This window comes from Pseudomonas sp. R25(2017), from assembly GCF_002112565.1.
In the GTDB taxonomy this organism is placed as follows: Bacteria; Pseudomonadota; Gammaproteobacteria; order Pseudomonadales; family Pseudomonadaceae; genus Aquipseudomonas; species Aquipseudomonas ekonensis.
In genome coordinates this window covers 82,908-99,525 of record NZ_NEHZ01000005.1, presented here as the reverse complement: position 1 = coordinate 99,525, position 16,618 = coordinate 82,908, and the positions used below count along the sequence as shown (strand labels likewise).

General features: G+C 66.2%; 14 protein-coding genes. 8 read left to right on the top strand and 6 right to left on the bottom strand.

Translation table 11 applies throughout. The features are described 5' to 3' along the window. The first annotated feature begins 35 nt into the window (after positions 1–35). Positions 36–1,166 (top strand): cell division protein ZapE, encoded by a 1,131-nt coding sequence (zapE, locus tag CAG31_RS08045; protein ID WP_085579677.1) that lies wholly within the window; start codon positions 36–38, stop codon positions 1,164–1,166. Between the two features lie 209 nt (positions 1,167–1,375). After that, positions 1,376–2,689 (top strand): leucine-rich repeat-containing protein kinase family protein, encoded by a 1,314-nt coding sequence (locus CAG31_RS08040; protein ID WP_085579675.1) that lies wholly within the window; start codon positions 1,376–1,378, stop codon positions 2,687–2,689. Positions 2,690–2,800: 111 nt separating this feature from the next. On the opposite strand, the gene CAG31_RS08035 is transcribed toward CAG31_RS08040, so the two are convergent. Further along, on the bottom strand, positions 2,801–3,505 hold the full coding sequence (locus CAG31_RS08035; RefSeq protein ID WP_085579673.1) for a YebC/PmpR family DNA-binding transcriptional regulator: 705 nt from the start codon (positions 3,503–3,505) through the stop codon (positions 2,801–2,803). Between the two features lie 221 nt (positions 3,506–3,726). Between CAG31_RS08035 and CAG31_RS08030 the strand changes: the two genes are divergently transcribed. Continuing rightward, positions 3,727–5,130, top strand: a complete 1,404-nt coding sequence (locus CAG31_RS08030) for a type VI secretion system Vgr family protein (RefSeq protein WP_085579671.1) — start codon at positions 3,727–3,729, stop codon at positions 5,128–5,130. A 19-nt stretch (positions 5,131–5,149) separates the two neighbouring features. On the opposite strand, the gene CAG31_RS08025 is transcribed toward CAG31_RS08030, so the two are convergent. Beyond that, positions 5,150–6,010 (bottom strand): LysR substrate-binding domain-containing protein, encoded by an 861-nt coding sequence (locus CAG31_RS08025; RefSeq protein ID WP_085579669.1) that lies wholly within the window; start codon positions 6,008–6,010, stop codon positions 5,150–5,152. Between the two features lie 112 nt (positions 6,011–6,122). Here CAG31_RS08025 and CAG31_RS08020 point away from each other — a divergent pair, with 112 nt between their 5' ends. Both CAG31_RS08020 and phnX read left to right on the top strand, forming a co-directional pair. Continuing rightward, positions 6,123–7,232 (top strand): 2-aminoethylphosphonate--pyruvate transaminase, encoded by a 1,110-nt coding sequence (locus CAG31_RS08020; protein ID WP_085579668.1) that lies wholly within the window; start codon positions 6,123–6,125, stop codon positions 7,230–7,232. Between the two features lie 141 nt (positions 7,233–7,373). Next, positions 7,374–8,201 (top strand): phosphonoacetaldehyde hydrolase, encoded by an 828-nt coding sequence (gene phnX / locus CAG31_RS08015; protein WP_085579666.1) that lies wholly within the window; start codon positions 7,374–7,376, stop codon positions 8,199–8,201. 126 nt (positions 8,202–8,327) lie between these two features. Here the strand turns inward: phnX and CAG31_RS28095 are convergent, their stop codons facing one another. After that, positions 8,328–8,990, bottom strand: a complete 663-nt coding sequence (locus tag CAG31_RS28095; protein ID WP_139831328.1) for a hypothetical protein — start codon at positions 8,988–8,990, stop codon at positions 8,328–8,330. Positions 8,991–9,312: 322 nt separating this feature from the next. Between CAG31_RS28095 and CAG31_RS08000 the strand changes: the two genes are divergently transcribed. Continuing rightward, positions 9,313–9,861 (top strand): cytochrome b, encoded by a 549-nt coding sequence (locus tag CAG31_RS08000; RefSeq protein WP_085579660.1) that lies wholly within the window; start codon positions 9,313–9,315, stop codon positions 9,859–9,861. 33 nt (positions 9,862–9,894) lie between these two features. Here the strand turns inward: CAG31_RS08000 and CAG31_RS07995 are convergent, their stop codons facing one another. Both CAG31_RS07995 and CAG31_RS07990 read right to left on the bottom strand, forming a co-directional pair. Further along, positions 9,895–10,818, bottom strand: a complete 924-nt coding sequence (locus tag CAG31_RS07995) for a 1-aminocyclopropane-1-carboxylate deaminase/D-cysteine desulfhydrase (protein ID WP_085579658.1) — start codon at positions 10,816–10,818, stop codon at positions 9,895–9,897. A gap of 218 nt (positions 10,819–11,036) precedes the next feature. Then, entirely contained in the window at positions 11,037–13,076 is a 2,040-nt protein-coding gene (locus tag CAG31_RS07990; protein ID WP_085579656.1) for an FAD-dependent oxidoreductase, read from the bottom strand. A 206-nt stretch (positions 13,077–13,282) separates the two neighbouring features. On the opposite strand from CAG31_RS07990, the gene CAG31_RS07985 reads away from it, so the two are divergent. Further along, the gene (locus CAG31_RS07985) at positions 13,283–14,413 is read left to right on the top strand and encodes a nitrilase-related carbon-nitrogen hydrolase (RefSeq protein ID WP_085580085.1); all 1,131 of its coding nucleotides are present in this window, start codon (positions 13,283–13,285) and stop codon (positions 14,411–14,413) included. A 2-nt stretch (positions 14,414–14,415) separates the two neighbouring features. Then, positions 14,416–15,456: an AraC family transcriptional regulator gene (locus CAG31_RS07980; RefSeq protein WP_085579654.1), complete on the top strand. Its 1,041-nt coding sequence runs from the start codon at positions 14,416–14,418 to the stop codon at positions 15,454–15,456. A gap of 286 nt (positions 15,457–15,742) precedes the next feature. Here CAG31_RS07980 and CAG31_RS07975 read toward each other — a convergent pair whose 3' ends face one another. Continuing rightward, positions 15,743–16,618, bottom strand: coding sequence for a DUF2242 domain-containing protein (locus tag CAG31_RS07975; protein ID WP_085579652.1), 876 nt, complete (start codon positions 16,616–16,618; stop codon positions 15,743–15,745).

Sequence of the window (16,618 nt, the reverse complement as noted above, 5' to 3'; positions counted from 1 at the left end):
TCGGGGAGCCGGCCTGACCACGGAGAGCCCCCACAGTGTCCGCCCAACCGCCCGAACGCCCGCGCCTGACCCATCGCTGGTCGGCGCTGCGCCGCTTGTTCGGCAAGGGTGCCCCGGCCGGTGCCGGCCATTGCGCCGGTGCCCAGGCGATCCGCGACTACTTCCGGCACAAGGCCCACGGCCAGGGCTATACCCTCAGCCACAGCCAGCAGCGGGTCATCGACTGCATGGCGCGGCAAGCGGGCCTGTTGCTCGGCGCGACCGCGCAGACCCCGCCCAGCCTGTACCTCCACGGCGCCGTGGGGCGCGGCAAGAGCTGGCTGCTCGACGGTTTCTTCCAGGCGCTGCCGACCGAACGCAAGCGGCGCCTGCACTTCCATGAATTCTTCGCGCAACTGCATCAAGGCATGTTCAGCCACCGCGCGCAGGACGACGCCCTGGCCGCCACCCTGGACGACCTGCTGCACGGTTGCCGGGTGGTGTGCTTCGACGAATTCCATGTGCACGACATCGGCGATGCGATGCTCATCGCCCGTTTGTTCAAGGCCCTGTTCGAACGCGGCACCGTGCTGCTGGTGACGTCCAACTACCCGCCCGAAGGCTTGCTGCCCAACCCGCTGTACCACGCCCGGTTCAAGCCGGTGATCGATCTGATCAACGCGCGCATGCAGGTCATGGAAGTCGGCGGCCCCCATGATTACCGCAGCCAGGCCCGTCAGCACGCGCATCAGATATTCACCCAAGGCCATTACGTCTGGCCGGCGACCCCGGCGCAGCGCGAACGCCTGGGCCTGCCGCCGCGCGACGCCAAGCCGCAGCCATTGGCGGTGGGCAGCCGGCACGTCCGGGCCTGGCTGCTGGACCGGCGCCGCGTCGGCTTCACCTTCAGCGACCTGTGCGAACAGCCCACGGCGGTCATGGACTACCTGGAGCTGTGCCGGCGCTTCGACCACTGGATCATCGACGACCTGCCGGAGCTGGGCGAATGCTCCATCGCAGCCCAGCAGCGCTTCATCAACCTGATCGACGTGCTCTACGACCAAGACAAGCACCTGACGCTGCTGGGAAGCCTGCCCCTGCGCGAAAGCCTCGGCGGCCACGCCACCGACCTGGCCCGCACCCGCAGCCGGCTGGGGCAGCTGTCGGAAGTGCACGATCCCGCCTGAGCGGAGCAGGTTCCCTTGCATGAGCGGACTTGCCCGCGAAAACGGCGACAAGTTCGGCATCGATGCGCCAGACAGGTCGCCATCGCCAGCAGGCTGGCTCCCACAGGGAAGCTTCATGAGCCACAACACTGCGCCGGTTCCGATCTGCCGTTATCATGTCGCCCATTTCCGGTGCCCCGCGCGCCTTCCCTCTCAAAGCGGAACTGTTCATGCACACCCTTGCTCAATTGCGCGCCGGCGAGTTGTCGGGCATCACCCGGCTGGATCTTTGCGAAGGCCTGACCGAATTTCCCCGCGAGATCTTCGAGCTGGCGGACAGCCTGGAGGTGCTCAACCTCAGCGGCAATGCCTTGAGCAGCCTGCCGGACGACCTGCACCGCCTGCACCGCCTGCGGATCCTGTTCTGCTCCGACAACCGCTTCACCGAGCTGCCGGCCTGCGTCGGCCGCTGCGACACCCTGTCGATGGTCGGCTTCAAGGCCAACCGCATCACCCATGTGCCGGGCGCGGCGCTGCCGCCGAACCTGCGCTGGCTGATCCTCACCGACAACCGCATCGAGACCCTGCCGGACGAGCTGGGCGAGCGGCCCGCGCTGCAGAAACTGTTGCTGGCCGGCAACCGCCTCACCCGACTGCCGTCGAGCATGCAGGCCTGCCATCGGCTGGAGCTGATTCGCATCGCCGCCAACCGCTTCACCGAACTGCCGCAATGGCTGCTGACCCTGCCGGCCCTGACCTGGCTGGCCTACGCCGGCAATCCGCTGGAGACCGAGGCGGACTCGGCCGCGCTCGACGCAACGCCGGTGATCGACTGGTCGGCGCTGCGCCTTGAGCACAAGCTCGGCGAAGGCGCTTCAGGGGTCATCTCACGGGCGCTCTGGCAACGTGACGGTCAGTCGGACACGCCGGTGGCGGTCAAGCTCTACAAAGGGGAAATGACCAGCGACGGCTCGCCGCTGCATGAGATGAACGCCTGCATCACCGCCGGCCGACACCCGAACCTGATCCGCGTCGAAGGGCGTATCGGCCACCATCCGGAAGGTGCGCAAGGGCTGGTGATGCAACTGATCGATCCGCACTACCGCAACCTGGCCGCCTTGCCGAGCCTGGCGTCCTGCTCGCGGGACGTGTATGCCGACGACTGCCGATTCCATGCCGACGCCGCCCTGCGGGTCGCCCGCGGCATCGCATCGGTGGCCGAGCATCTGCACGGGCACGGCATCACCCATGGCGACCTCTACGGGCACAACATTCTGTTGAACGGTCAGGGCGATTGCCTGCTGGGGGACTTCGGTGCGGCGTCGTTCCATGCCACCGAGGACAACCTGGAGACCCGCGCGCTGCAACGCATCGAAGTGCGTGCGTTCGGGATCCTGCTAGGTGAATTGCTGGAGCGGATCGACTCGGGGTTGAGCGATGAACGGCGCGCGGCGCTTCAGGTGCTGGAGCAGCGCTGCTGCCAGCCGGACGTGCTGTCGCGGCCAGGCTTCAGCGAAGTGACGGCGCTGCTCGACAAACTGTGAACACTTGATCGTGTGGCGAGGGAACTAGCTCCCGTCGAACGGCGAGGCCGTCCCGGAAAGAGGCGACCGCTGCGCAGTCGAGCGGGAGCAAGCTCCCGCGCCACAGGCTGATCAGCCGGCCAGGCCGACGAACATGTCCTGCACGTCGTCGTGGTTGTCGAGGCCTTCCAGGAACGCTTCGACTTCGGCCATCTGCTCGGCGCTCAGGCCGCTGACCGGGTTCTTCGGCTGGTAGCCCAGCTTGGCCGACAGCACGGTGAAGCCTTGCTCCGGCAGGGCTTTCTGCACGGCGTCGAGGTCGGTCGGATCGGTCAGGAACAGGGTCGCGCCCTCTTCAGCCGGCTCGAAATCCTGGGCACCGGCCTCGATGGCGGCCATTTCCGGATCGGCGTCCGGGGTGTCCGGCGACGCTTCGATCATGCCGACATGGTTGAAGTCCCACGACACCGAACCGGAAGCGCCCAGTTGACCCTTGCGGAAGGCCACGCGGATTTCCGCGACGGTGCGGTTGACGTTGTCGGTGACGCACTCGACGATCAGCGGCACCTGGTGCGGGGCGAAACCTTCGTAGGTCACGCGGTGGTACTGCACGGTCTCGCCCAGCAGGCCTGCGCCTTTCTTGATGGCGCGGTCCAGGGTTTCCTTGGGCATCGAGGCTTTCTTGGCCTGTTCGACCACCAGACGCAGGTGTGCGTTGGTGGCGGTATCGGCACCGTTGCGGGCAGCGATGGTGATTTCCTTCACCAGTTTGCCGAAGATCTTGCCCTTGGCGTTGGCTGCCGCTTCTTTGTGTTTAACCTTCCACTGTGCGCCCATTACTCACTCTCTTGATCTGTGGCGCCGAGACATCTATTGGCCGACGCAGGGGGCCAAGTTTATACGGCCTAAAGTCGGCAATCGACCAAAAAATCCATCGGCGGAATCGACATCTTCACCACTGCTTGTAGGGCGATTCGGAAAAGCCGGTTTGCCATGTCCATTCAGCACCACGGTTTCGTACCCTTTCACGCCCGTACCGTTCGACAGAATCGCCGCCCATGCACAACGACAAGGAAAGTCCCTTCACCCTGACATTGGCCGATGGCGCCCTGACGCTGCCGGTCTTGCGGTTCAGCGGCCGGGAAGCGCTGAACCAACCCTACCGCTTCGAGGTGGAAGCCATCGGCGTGACATCGGCCCTGGCGCCCGACGCCCTGCTGCACCAGCCGGCCTTTCTGAGGCTCAATGACCACCACGGCATCCATGGCACGATACACAGCGTCGGCTGCGAACACCGGGCCGTCCATCAGACCGGTTATCGGCTGGTGCTGGTGCCGCACCTGCAACGGCTCGACCAGGCGGCCCGCCGTCGGGTCTTCGTGAACCACAGCGTGCCGGCGATCATCGAGCGGCTGTTGGCCGAGCATCGCCTGCCGGCCGCCGGTTACCGCCTGGAAATGACGGTGGGGCAGTACCCGCCGCGCCCGTTCTGCATCCAGTACGAGGAAACCGACCTGGCGCTGTTGCAGCGCCTGTGCGAGGAAGAAGGCATTCACTTTCACTTCGAACACCGGTGCGACGGCCATGTCGCCGTGTTCGCCGACGACAGCCTGAGCCTGCCGCCGGCGCCGGCGACCGTTGCGTTCGGCGCACAGGCCGGTGCGCCCCCTTCTGCCATCCGCGTTCTGTTCCAACGCCATGACGCGGTCTGCCCGCCCATGCCGCCCACTGTTCTCGAACGGGGGCACGGCAATTCAGACGGTGCAGCCGCCAACCATACGGTGCCGCCCCTGCCGACAGCGCCGGGCACTCGGTCTGCCGAGGCCCTCCATGCCGATCAACGCAGCCGTCGCCATCTGCAGCGCCAACGTTGCGCAAACCGCTGCATCCAGGGCCAAAGCGATGCGACCGAACTGCGCAGCGGCCATCTGCTGCTGGTGGCGGATCACCCGATGAGCACCTTCAACGAACAGTGGCTCATCACGGAACTGCGCCACCAAGGCCGGCAGCCGTCGATCCTGCAACCGGCGTCGCTCCCCCGTCATTACCGCAACGATTTCACCGCGCAACCCTGGTCGACCGAATACCGCCCGCCCCAGACCCGGCCCCGCCCCCGTATCCCGGGGTTTCAGCCGGCGCAAGTCGTCGGTGCGCCCGGAGCGCCTGCGCAGCTGGACGAACAGGGGTGCATGGCCGTGCACCTGTGGCCTGAGCAATGCCACGGCGCCGAACCCGGCGTCCTGTGGCTGGCGATCGCTTCGGCCACGGCCGCGGGCCAGATTGCCTGCGAACATTTGCCCTGCGCCGGCAGCCGGGTTTGGGTGAGTTTCCTGGACAGCGACCCGGACCGGCCGATTGTGTTTCTGGACGCCTGCCACACCCGGCCTGCGCCTTGCGTGACGCCTGCGCCGGCCGACGGATTGCTGCTGGATTGGCTGCTCAACCGCGCGGCGCCTTCTTGAACGGTGCCGACGCTTTCTCTCAGGCCGGCGCGAGCGCCAGAAACGCCTGGATCAGACGCAGTTCCCGCCGCCGCTCCAGGCAGCCGATCATGTGCCGGTTCTCCAGCCCGTCCCCGGCCAGCGGCAGCGCCACCACCCGCGGGTCATGGCTGACCTCCACCGACGAGACCACGCCGACGCCCAGGTTCGCCGCCACCGCCTCGGTCACCGCTTCGCGGCTGTCCAGTTCCAGCAGCACCCGCGGCTGAACCGAGGCCTGCGCGCACGCGCCGTCGAAAGTGCGCCGGGTGATCGAGCCCGGCTCCCGCAGCACCATGATGACCTGATCCAACTCCTTGAGCGTCACGGCGCCCGAACGCACCGACCAAGGGTGCCCCGCCGGCACCAGCGCACAGATCCGAGACTCGCTCAACGCCTGCAAATGCAGGCCCTTGCGCGGTTCGACCTCGGTCAGCACCGCCACGTCGGCATGCTCGGACAGCAACGCGGCCAGGGTTTCCTGCGCGTTGCCCAAGCGCAGGTTCACCGTGATCCCCGGATACCGCTCCCGCAGCCTGGCCAGCATCGGCATGACCAGGTGCGGGCCGTCCGCCGCCACTTCCAGCCGGCCGGTGAGCAACTGGCGGTTGGCTTCGAGCATCACCTGGGCCTCCTCGGCGAGGCTGAACATGGCCCGGGTGATCGCCGCCAGCCGGGTGCCCTCTTCGGTCAGTTCGACCCGCCGCGCAGTGCGCCGCACCAGGGTGATCTGGTAGTGCTCCTCCAGCGCCTTGATGTGCCCGGTGACCGCCGGCTGACTGATGAACAGCCGTGCGGCGGCCCGGGTGAAACTGCCTTCCCGGGCCACAGCGTCGAAGGCCCGGAGCTGGAACAGGTTCATGGATAACCCTCGCTGATGACTGACATAACAACAAACAATTTGATTGATGGGCCGCCGAATTGCAACGTATGCCCCGTAGCTTCAGCCCACAGCACCCGCGCGAGGACACCCCATGAGTACCGCCGCCCCGATCCTGCTCACCCCAGGCCCGTTGACCACTTCGGCCCGCACCCGCCAGGCCCTGCTGGTGGACTGGGGTTCGTGGGACGAAGGCTTCAACCGGCTGACCGCCAGCCTCTGCGAACAGTTGCTGGCGATCGTCAACGGTGCCGACACGCATCACTGCGTGCCCCTGCAAGGCAGCGGCACGTTCGCCGTCGAAGCCGCCATCGGCACGCTGGTGCCCCGCGACGGCAAAGTGCTGGTGCTGATCAACGGCGCCTACGGCAAACGTCTGGCGAAGATCTGCGAAGTCCTCGGCCGCCCGTTCAGCACCTTCGAAACCGCCGAAGACGAACCGACCACCGCCGCCGACGTCGACCGCCTGCTGCGCGCCGACGGCGCCATCACCCACGTGGCGCTGATCCACTGCGAAACCAGCACCGGCATCCTCAACCCGCTCGCGGACATCGCCGACGTCGTGCACCGCCACGGCAAACGCCTGATCGTCGATGCCATGAGTTCGTTCGGCGCCCTGCCGGTGGACGCGCAGCAGGTGCCGTTCGACGCACTGATCGCCGCCTCCGGCAAATGCCTGGAGGGCGTGCCGGGCATGGGTTTTGTGTTCGTCCGCAAGGAATCCCTGAGCGCTGCCGCCGGCAATTCCCACTCTCTGGCGATGGATCTGGCCGACCAGCACGCTTACAGGATGAAAACCGGCCAGTGGCGCTTCACCCCGCCGACCCATGTGGTCGCGGCGCTGCACGAAGCGCTGCTGCAATACAACGAAGAAGGCGGTCTGCCGGCGCGCCATGCGCGTTACGCCGCCAACTGCCGGGCGCTGCTGGACGGGATGGCCGGGCTGGGCCTGCGCAGTTTCCTGCCCGCCGCGATCCAGGCCCCGGTCATCGCCACCTTCCACGCGCCGAAGGATCCGCGCTACCGGTTCCAGGCGTTCTATGAACGAGTCAAGGCCAAAGGTTTCATCCTCTATCCCGGCAAGCTGACCCAGGTCGAGACGTTCCGCGTCGGCTGCATCGGCCATGTCACCCCGGCGCAGATGCGCGAGGCCGTTGCCGCCGTGGACGAAGCGCTGCGCGAAATGGAAGTCTTCGACATCTGACCCTCACCCCACCGCCCTTGCAGGCACGAGCCTGCTCGCGATGGCGGCCCGACATCCGCCGTCGGTGCCGACTGACCCGGCCCCATCGCGAGCGGTTCCGCGCCTACCTTTGAATCGCATCGCCAGCACAGGAATCCCACCATGAACTACACCGCCCCAACCCGCCTGCAAGCCGCCATCCTCGACTGGGCCGGCACCGTGGTCGACTTCGGCTCCTTCGCCCCCACCCAGATCTTCGTCGAGGCCTTCGCCGAGTTCGACGTCCAGGTCTCCATCGAAGAGGCCCGCGGGCCGATGGGCATGGGCAAGTGGGATCACATCCGCACCCTGTGCGACCTGCCGCAGGTCGCCGAGCGCTATCGCAAAGCGTTCGGCCGCGTCCCGACCGACGACGACGTGACCGCCATCTACAACCGCTTCATGCCGTTGCAGATCGAGAAGATCGCCGAACACTCGGCGCTGATCCCCGGCGCGCTGGATACCATCACCCACTTGCGCGGGCAAGGGATCCGGATCGGCTCCTGCTCCGGCTATCCGAAGCAGGTGATGGACAAGGTCGCGGCCCTGGCCGCCGCCAACGGCTACGTCGCCGACCACGTGGTGGCCACCGACGAAGTGCCCAACGGCCGTCCTTGGCCGGCACAGGCCCTGGCCAACGTGATCGCGCTGGGCATCGAGGACGTCGCCGCCTGCGTGAAGATCGACGACACCGTGCCGGGCATCCTCGAGGGCCGCCGCGCCGGGATGTGGACCGTGGCGCTGACCTGCTCCGGCAACGCGCTGGGGCTGGACTACGCAGGCTTCCGCGCCCTGGACAGCCAGACGCTCGCCAGCGAACGCAAGCGCATCCACGCCCTGTTCGAGGGTTCGCGCCCGCACTACCTGATCGACACCATCAACGACCTGCCCCCGGTGATCGCCGACATCAACCGGCGCCTGGCCAAAGGCGAGATGCCGCAGGGCCAATAAGCCTCAAAAAGCAAGAAGCACCACCCGAAACTTACATCGGGCGGTGCTCGTTAGTTGGTTTAAAGCCAAGTATCTTGTGATTTCGATTCACTCTAAAGAGAGGCTCAATCAAACCAGCAAGTTGCCTCAGCCGTCATAACCAAGACCCTCCGGATATTTGATGGAGCCATCGGCAAGTTGCTCTGTTCCATCAGCCCAGACAATGCGTCCATCGGGATATTCAACCGTATCGTCCGGCCAGACGATTCGTCCGTCAGGATACTCGACCCGTCCGTCCGCGTGCTGAACGATCCCGTCCGGACGAGTCACTGCACTCTGTTGCGCGTTGACCACACTGCCGTCGGTCAGCGTCACCGAGCCATCTTGGTTTTTCCGGCTGCCAAGGGCGTTGATCAAATTGATCACGGCCACCGGATCCACATTGACATTCAGTGTCGGCCACGGCATCGGTGGCCTGGCATTGACCGGCGCCACTGGCGGCTTGCCGCCCGGTGCCCCAGGCTTGACCGGCGCCGCAGGTTTGGCGGGAGGCTTGACCGGCGGCGCCGGCTTGACGGGGGCGGGTTTCACGGGGGTGGGTTTGACCGGCGGCTTCGTCGGTGGCACAGGCGGCTTGACCGGCGGCTTCGTCGGGGACACAGGTGGCTTGACCACCGGCTTGCTGGGCGACGTCACTGGGGGCTTGGGTGCAGAGCCCGTCGGCTTGGGCCGCGACAGCGGTGGCTTGGCCATCGCTCTTTTATGCAGAAGTTCCTTTTGTTTCTTATCGAGAAAGATACTGACAGTCATTTTAAAATCCCTTTATTTGATTAATGGCGTCTACGCTGGCGTCAATCCAATCAGTGCCAAACAACTTGCACCGACGACTGAGCACAACTTAATCGCTTGGCCGGCATCGTTCAAATCTCCCCATATACAAAACATGACCAACAACCTGTTACATCCAACATCATCCTAATATAACTGCCCCCTACAACTGACACTTCCTCCTGCCGGGCTTATGACAAAAACCTTAAACAATCTCAGGCGAAACCACGCCGACGCGATTACAGTTAAGGCATGCCGTCACAGAAAACGGCGCGCGTTGGCCCTGACCGTGAGGAAACAAGGTATGCCCTGGACAAGTTCCGAATCACGCTACAGCACTGTGTCAGTCCTGTTGCACTGGTTGATGCTCGCGCTGTTGGTGCTGGTCTACGCCAGCATGGAATTGCGCGGTTTCTTTCCCAAGGGCAGCGGCGGCCGCACGCTGATCCGAGAAGTGCACTACATGCTCGGCCTCACCGTGTTCGTGCTGGTGTGGTTCCGCCTGCTGGCCCGCAGCCTGGGCCCGGCACCGAAGATCTTTCCCGCGTCGCCGCAATGGCAGACCGCCCTCGCCCGGCTGATGCACTGGTTGCTGTACCTGTTCATGATCGCCATGCCGATCCTCGGCTGGCTGATCACCAGCGCCGAGGGCCATCAAGTGATGTTCTACGGTTTCGACCTGCCGCTGCTGGTGCATGAAGACAAGACGTTCGCCAAACAGGTGGAGCACTGGCATGTGCTGATCGGCAACATCGGCTACGGGCTGATCGGGGTGCATGCGCTGGCGGGGCTTTATCACCACTACGTGGTGGGCGACAACACGCTGCTGCGGATGATGCCCAAGCGCGGGTGATCGCCGCCGGGCGATTGCTTCGTTCGAAAGCGCTCAGCGCACCGCGAATCCCCTGCGCCCCTGCAATCCGCCGGTATGCACGAACACCAGCCGCGCGCCGGCGGGAAACCGGCCGGCCTCAACGGACTGTTCAAGCGCGAACAACGCCTTGCCGGTGTACAGCGGTTCCAGCGGAACGCCGCAGGCCTGCTCCGTGCGTTCGATGAACGCCAGCAAGGCCGCATCGACCTTGGCGAACCCGCCGCGGCTGGCGTCGATCAACGCGTAGAGCGGACTGTCCAGCCCGGCCTCGCGGACGATCGCCTCGACCTGCGGCGCCACGCCGTGATCGTCCGGTACCGCCAGCGCGCCGTGCACCGGTCGGGCACCCGCCTCGGCCAGCACCAGCCCGGCCAGGGTAGTGCCGGTGCCGCAGGCCAGCCACCACCCGTCGAAGCCGTCCCAACCGAGCGCGCCGAGCTGCGCGTCCACCTGTTCCTTCAACGCTGCGCAGCCCCGCGCGCCCGCCAGCCCTCCGCCGCCCTCCGGCACCGCCTGCAGCGTCGGATACTGCGCCCGCCATGGCGCCCAGAACCCCGGCTCATGCCGCGCCCGGTAACCGCCATAGCCGAGCCAGTGCAGTTGCATGCCGAAGGCCTTCAGATCGGTCACGGTGGGCGTGTCCTGCGGATGCCCGCGCAACAGGCCGACCGTGGCGAACCCCAGGCGCTTGCCCGCAGCGGCCAAGGCATGCAGATGATTGGAGTGGGCACCGCCGAGGCTGATGATGCCTTCGGCACCGGCCCGGTCGGCGGCCTTGAGGTGTTCGATGAGCTTGAACCACTTGTTGCCGCTGATCAGCGGGTCGATGCGGTCCAGGCGCAGGATCGCCGCCTCGATGCCGGCGCGGGCGAGCCAGTCGAGCTGCAGCCTTTGGAGCGGGGCCTGGGCGAGCCAGTGGGAGGGGGGAAGAAACATCGGTGCCGGTTCCGGAGAAAGAGCCGGCATCTTAAAGCAACTGTCACGGTCCTGCCGCGCGCCCACATGGCCTTGAGGTGAACACAGCGGCTGCATTCAACCCCAATCCCTGTGGGAGCCAGCCTGCTGGCGATGGCGTCAGTCCGATCAACCTTTGCGCTGACCCTCAGACCGCTATCGCGAGCAGGCTCGCTCCCACAAGGCCAGCGCCGCGTCGGTCAGATCTCGGCCGCCAGGCGCGAACCCTGGTTGATCGCCCGCTTGGCGTCCAGCTCAGCCGCCACATCGGCGCCGCCGATCAGGTGCACGCTCTGCCCCGCCTCGACCAGACCGTCGTGCAGCTCGCGCAGCGGATCCTGGCCCGCGCAGATCACCACGTTGTCCACTGCCAGCACCTGCGGCTCGCCGGTCTCGCCGATGCGGATGTGCAGGCCTTCGTCGTCGATCTTCAGGTACTCGACGCTATTGAGCATCTGCACCTGCTTGTTCTTCAGACCGGTGCGGTGAATCCAGCCGGTGGTCTTGCCCAGGCCGTCGCCGACCTTGGATTTCTTGCGTTGCAGCAGGAACACCTCACGGGCCGGCGCATGGGGCGCAGCCTTGATCCCGGCCACGCCGCCGCGGGCCTCCAGGTGCGCATCGATGCCCCACTCCTTCCAGAACGCGGCACGGTCCTGGCTGGTGGCCACGCCTTCGTGCACCAGGAATTCCGACACGTCGAAACCGATGCCGCCGGCGCCGATCACCGCGACGCGCTTGCCGACCGGCTTGCGCTCCAGCAGCACATCCAGGTAGCTCAGCACCTTGCCGTTCTCGACGCCCGGGATCGCCGGCACCCGCGGCGCAATGCCGGTGGCCAGGATGATCTCGTCGTAGCCGCCGTCCACCAGTTGCGCCACATCGACGCGGGTGTTCAGGCACAGCTCGACATGCGTGGTCTGCAGCTTGCGCTTGAAGTAGCGCAGGGTCTCGTAGAATTCTTCTTTGCCCGGCACGCGCTTGGCGACGTTGAACTGGCCGCCGATCTCGCTGGCCGAATCGAACAGCGTCACCTGATGCCCGCGCTCGGCGGCCACCGTGGCGGCCGACAGCCCGGCAGGCCCTGCGCCGACCACGGCGATCTTCTTGACCTGCCGCACCGGCACATAGTTGAGCTCGGTTTCGTGGCAGGCGCGCGGGTTGACCAGGCAACTGGTGAGCTTGCCGCCGAAGGTGTGGTCCAGGCACGCCTGGTTGCAGCCGATGCAGGTGTTGATCTCGTCGGCACGGCCTTCGGCGGCCTTGTTGACGAAGTCGGGGTCGGCCAGGAACGGACGGGCCATCGACACCATGTCGGCATCGCCCTCGGCGAGGATCTGCTCGGCGACTTCCGGGGTGTTGATGCGGTTGGTGGTGATCAGCGGAATGCTCACCGACCCGCGCAGCTTGGCCGTGACCTTGCTGAACGCGGCGCGCGGCACCTTGGTGGCGATGGTCGGGATCCGCGCTTCGTGCCAGCCGATACCGGTGTTGATGATGGTCGCACCGGCCTGTTCGATGGCCTTGGCCAGTTGGACGATCTCTTCCCAGGTGCTGCCGCCCTCGACCAGGTCGAGCATCGACAGGCGGAAAATGATGATGAAGTTCGGGCCGATCGCCTCACGCACCCGGCGCACGATCTCCACCGGCAGGCGCATGCGGTTCTCGTAGCTGCCGCCCCAGCGGTCGGTGCGGTGATTGGTGTGGGCCGCCAGGAACTGGTTGATGAAGTAGCCTTCGGAACCCATGATTTCCACGCCGTCGTATTCGGCGGTCTGGGCCAGCACCGAGCAGGTGACGAAGTCGCGGATCTGCTTCTCGATGCCTTCCTCGTCCAGCTCTTTGGGCTTGAACGGGTTGATAGGCGCCTGGATCGCGCTCGGCGCGACCTGCTTGGGGCTGTAGGCGTAACGGCCGGCATGGAGGATCTGCATGCAGATCTTGCCGCCCGCCTCGTGCACGGCACGGGTGACGATGCGGTGCTTGAGCGCCTCTTCTTCGGTGGTCAGCTTGGCCGCGCCGGAGTACACGCCGCCCTCGTCGTTCGGGCCGATGCCGCCGGTGACCATCAGGCCCACGCCGCCACGGGCACGCTCGGCGAAATAGGCCGCCATGCGCTCGAAACCGCCCGGCTTCTCTTCAAGCCCGGTGTGCATCGAGCCCATGAGGGTGCGGTTGCGCAACGTGGTGAATCCCAGGTCCAGCGGGGCCAGCAGGTGCGGGTAGTGAGCGGCGGTCATCGGTAACTCCACAGCGAGCGTTCACGGAAAAGTGCGGGAGCTCTGCGTCCCCCGTCAGTCATGTTCGACAGACTAAGAGTCGCATCCCTGTCACTCAATGACCGTAACTGACAAGTTATTGATCCAAATGCGCAGCGGCCCTTGGCAAGCACCGGCGCGGGCCCTACCCTAGTCGCACACCCTGCACCCGGCTGTCGTTGTTCTTCATGCGCAAACTTCTGTACCTGACTTTTTCCATGGTCATCATCGCCGCCCTTGCCTGGTACGCGATGTGGACCGCCGACCGCCCGATGGGCCATTACCTGTCGGACCTGCGCATCCGGCTGGCGGTCGACCAGGGCACCCCCGCCGACCGGGGCAACCTGCTGGGGATCCAGCCGGAGCTGTTCCCCACCGACTACCAAAGCACCGAGCGCCTGCACCGCAAGCTCGCCGCCTATCTGCAACAGGCCCAGGACCAAGGCCTGCTCAACGAGAAGACTGTGGTGGTGCTGCCCGAGCACGTCGGCACCTGGCTGATGATCAGCGGCGAGAAAGACGAGCTGTACCAGGCCGCCACCCTCCCCGAAGCCATGAACTGGCTGGCGGCGAGCAACCCCTTGCAGTTCGCCCGCGCCTGGCTCAGCGCCCGGGGCGACAGCCGGCTGGACGACGCCCACCTGCGCATGAAGTCCCGGGCCATGGCCCGGGACTACCAGGCCCTGTTCGGCGGCCTGGCCAAGGAGTTCCGCGTCACCCTGGTGGCCGGCTCGATCGTGCTGCCGGAACCCAGCGTCATCGACGGCCAGCTCAAGGCCGGCGGCGGCGCGCTGTTCAACAGCAGCGTGGTGTTCGGCCGCGACGGCACGCCGATCGGCCAGCCGCAGCGGCAGATGCGCCCGATCTTCGAGCAGAGCGAAACCGGACCCTCGCAGGCCCCGTCACCGGTCACGGTGGTCGACACGCCCGCCGGGCGCCTCGGCGTGCTGATCGGCAACGACAGCTGGTATCCGGACAACTACCGCAGGCTCGACGAACAAGGCGCACAACTGGTGGCGGTGCCCGCCTTCGTCGTCGGCCATGGCGCCTGGGAACTGCCCTGGCGCGGCTATCAGGGGGCGGACGCACCGCACTCGGTGCCTCTCAAGCCCGGCGAGGTCAGCGAAGGCCAGGCCTGGCACCGCCTGACGCTCACCGCGCAGTCGCCCGGCAGCCGTGCGGCGGCCGGCATCAGCGTGTTCCTGCGCGGCCAGTTCTGGGACAAACCGGCCACCGGCCAAAGTTTCCTGAGCAGCAACGGCCAGCAATTCACCGACGGCGACGCCCGCGGCGCGCGCCTGCTCAACCTCTGGCTGTAGCCATGAAGCCGCTGCCGATGCGCCTCGGGGATCTGTCGGTGGGTTTCGTCCACAGCCTGGCCGACGCCATGCGCAGCCACGGCACCGACCCGCAGCCCCTGCTTGAACAGTACGGCCTGGATCCCGCCCGCCTCGCCGAGGCCGGCGCGCGCCTGTCGATCCCCCGCTACATGCGCCTGGGCCACGGGGCGATCCAGTTGACCGGCGATGCGGCGCTCGGCTTGCGCATGGGCCGGCTCAGCCGCCTCAGCCAGGCCGGGCTGGCCGGGGTCACGGCGGCCCAGGCGCCCACCGTGCGCGAAGCCGCCCGCTGCCTGATCCGCTTCGAAGCGCTGTACGGCTCCAACTACCGCGGCCAATCGAGCTTCCACGAAGACACCGACGGCGCCTGGCTGCGCTTCTACTCGATCAGCCCGTACAACGCCTACAACCGCTTCGTGGTGGACTCGATCATCGCCGGATGGCTGCAGCAGCTCTCCAGCGTCAGCCCCGAACCGCTGCATGCGGAGCGGATCGAGATCGAGTTCGACGCGCCGGATTACCGTGAGGCCTACTCACAGCTCGGCGACTGTCCGATCCAGTTCGGCGCCCAGCAGAATCAGCTGCGCCTGAGCCTGGACAGCCTCGCCCGACGCAATCCGGAACACTGCCCGAGCACCTGGCGGCACCTGCTGCAATTGTGCGAAAGGGAGTTGGAGCAGCTGACCCGCACCCGCAGCCTGCGTGAACGCATCACGCAACTGCTGGGGCCGTTGCTCAATGGCGGCCGGGAACCCGACCTCGAAGAAGTGGCGGCACGCCTGAAGCTGCCGACCTGGACCCTGCGCCGCAAGCTGGCCGAGGAAGGCACGCAGTTTCGCGCCATTCTCAACGACACCCGCCGCGACTTGGCCATGACCTACATCCGCGACACCGAACTGGCGTTCGGCGAAATCGCCTACCTGCTGGGCTTCGCCTCAGCCGAAGCCTTCCAGCGCGCGTTCAAGCGCTGGACCGGCCAGACGCCGGGCGAGTTCCGCCGCAGTCACCGCAAGACGGCCTGAAGCGCCAGGCCGGTGCCTCAGAGCTCGGTGGCGTCTTCGGCCGGCTCCGGCGAGTCCAGTTCAAAGGCCTGCGACTCGAGCAGCTCTTCTTGATAGTCATCCATCGTGTGATCCCCCGCTTGCCGAAAATGGTCTGAAGAACAGACCCGTGCGCCGAGCTTAAAGTGCCCGCATGAAGGAAAAATGAAACACCGCCTTCATGAAACTAACGTAGCAGCCGGAGGGGAATTTATCGCGGTTTTTTGCGGCGCCGTTGCAGGAGCGGACCGACCCGCTCCTGCCCGTGTCACTGGCCGGCGGGCAGCGCCGAAATCGGCTCGGACGGCGGCGCCAGGTTTGCAGGGTTGGCCGGCGGCGTGACGGCCTCCGTGGCGGGCGCAGGTTCCGCGCTCGGCGACGGTGTGACCGGTGCCGTTTCGGCGGTCGGGGTCACCGGTTGCGCACTGACGGGCGTCGCCTCGGCCGGTGCTGGCGCCGCCTCAGGCGCAGCCGGCGTGGCCTGCACCGCCGGAGCGGGCGCCGGTGCCGCCACAGGCTCTGCGGCCGGTGCAGGCGTTTCGGCCGCCGGCGTCGTTTTGGCCTCAGGCACGCCCAGGTCGGTCTTCGGCTTCTCGGTGATGTGCGCTGCCTTCTTGGCGTCCGCCGGCAGGAACAGCTCGACCAACGTGAAGAAACGCTCATAGAACTTCTGCGACGACACCGTCTCGCTGGCCACCTTCACCATCGAATCGTCCGAAGAGCCGATCGGCATCGACACAGAACCCAGCACACCGACACCCAGGCTGGCGGAGTTGTTGGTCTTCTTCAGCGCGTAGCGGTCCTGCAGGGCGTTGGCGAACACCGTCGCGTGATGGCCGACGCTGCTGTCTTCGGCGCACACGACGTTGAAGCTGATTTCCAGGTGGCTCTCGCCGGTCTGCTGGAAACTCTTGTGGCCGCTGACCAGTTTCGGGTCGCTGCTGGTGATGATGTAGCCCTGGCTGAGCAACGCACGGCGCGCCGCTTCGCAACTGGCGGTGTCGCTCACCGGATAGTTGCGCGAGAACGTGCCGGAGTCATCGAAGTTCTCATGCTCGTAAACGGGCTTGTCCTTGGAGCAGCCGGCAGCGGCGGTCAGCAACAGCGCCAACCCGAAGAAACGCACGGGTATTGAATTCAACAT

What these genes read in the sequence shown, in the direction of transcription:
- CAG31_RS08020 (WP_085579668.1), top strand. Translation starts at nt 6,123, where the DNA reads ATGAGTACCGCCGCCCCGATCCTGCTCACCCCAGGCCCGTTGACCACT.
- CAG31_RS08000 (WP_085579660.1), top strand. Translation starts at nt 9,313, where the DNA reads ATGCCCTGGACAAGTTCCGAATCACGCTACAGCACTGTGTCAGTCCTG.
- CAG31_RS08035 (WP_085579673.1), bottom strand. Translation starts at nt 3,505, where the DNA reads ATGGGCGCACAGTGGAAGGTTAAACACAAAGAAGCGGCAGCCAACGCC.
- CAG31_RS08040 (WP_085579675.1), top strand. Translation starts at nt 1,376, where the DNA reads ATGCACACCCTTGCTCAATTGCGCGCCGGCGAGTTGTCGGGCATCACC.
- CAG31_RS07975 (WP_085579652.1), bottom strand. Translation starts at nt 16,618, where the DNA reads ATGTTGAATTCAATACCCGTGCGTTTCTTCGGGTTGGCGCTGTTGCTG.
- CAG31_RS28095 (WP_139831328.1), bottom strand. Translation starts at nt 8,990, where the DNA reads ATGACTGTCAGTATCTTTCTCGATAAGAAACAAAAGGAACTTCTGCAT.
- CAG31_RS07990 (WP_085579656.1), bottom strand. Translation starts at nt 13,076, where the DNA reads ATGACCGCCGCTCACTACCCGCACCTGCTGGCCCCGCTGGACCTGGGA.
- CAG31_RS08030 (WP_085579671.1), top strand. Translation starts at nt 3,727, where the DNA reads ATGCACAACGACAAGGAAAGTCCCTTCACCCTGACATTGGCCGATGGC.
- CAG31_RS08025 (WP_085579669.1), bottom strand. Translation starts at nt 6,010, where the DNA reads ATGAACCTGTTCCAGCTCCGGGCCTTCGACGCTGTGGCCCGGGAAGGC.
- CAG31_RS07995 (WP_085579658.1), bottom strand. Translation starts at nt 10,818, where the DNA reads ATGTTTCTTCCCCCCTCCCACTGGCTCGCCCAGGCCCCGCTCCAAAGG.
- phnX (WP_085579666.1), top strand. Translation starts at nt 7,374, where the DNA reads ATGAACTACACCGCCCCAACCCGCCTGCAAGCCGCCATCCTCGACTGG.
- CAG31_RS07985 (WP_085580085.1), top strand. Translation starts at nt 13,283, where the DNA reads ATGCGCAAACTTCTGTACCTGACTTTTTCCATGGTCATCATCGCCGCC.
- CAG31_RS07980 (WP_085579654.1), top strand. Translation starts at nt 14,416, where the DNA reads ATGAAGCCGCTGCCGATGCGCCTCGGGGATCTGTCGGTGGGTTTCGTC.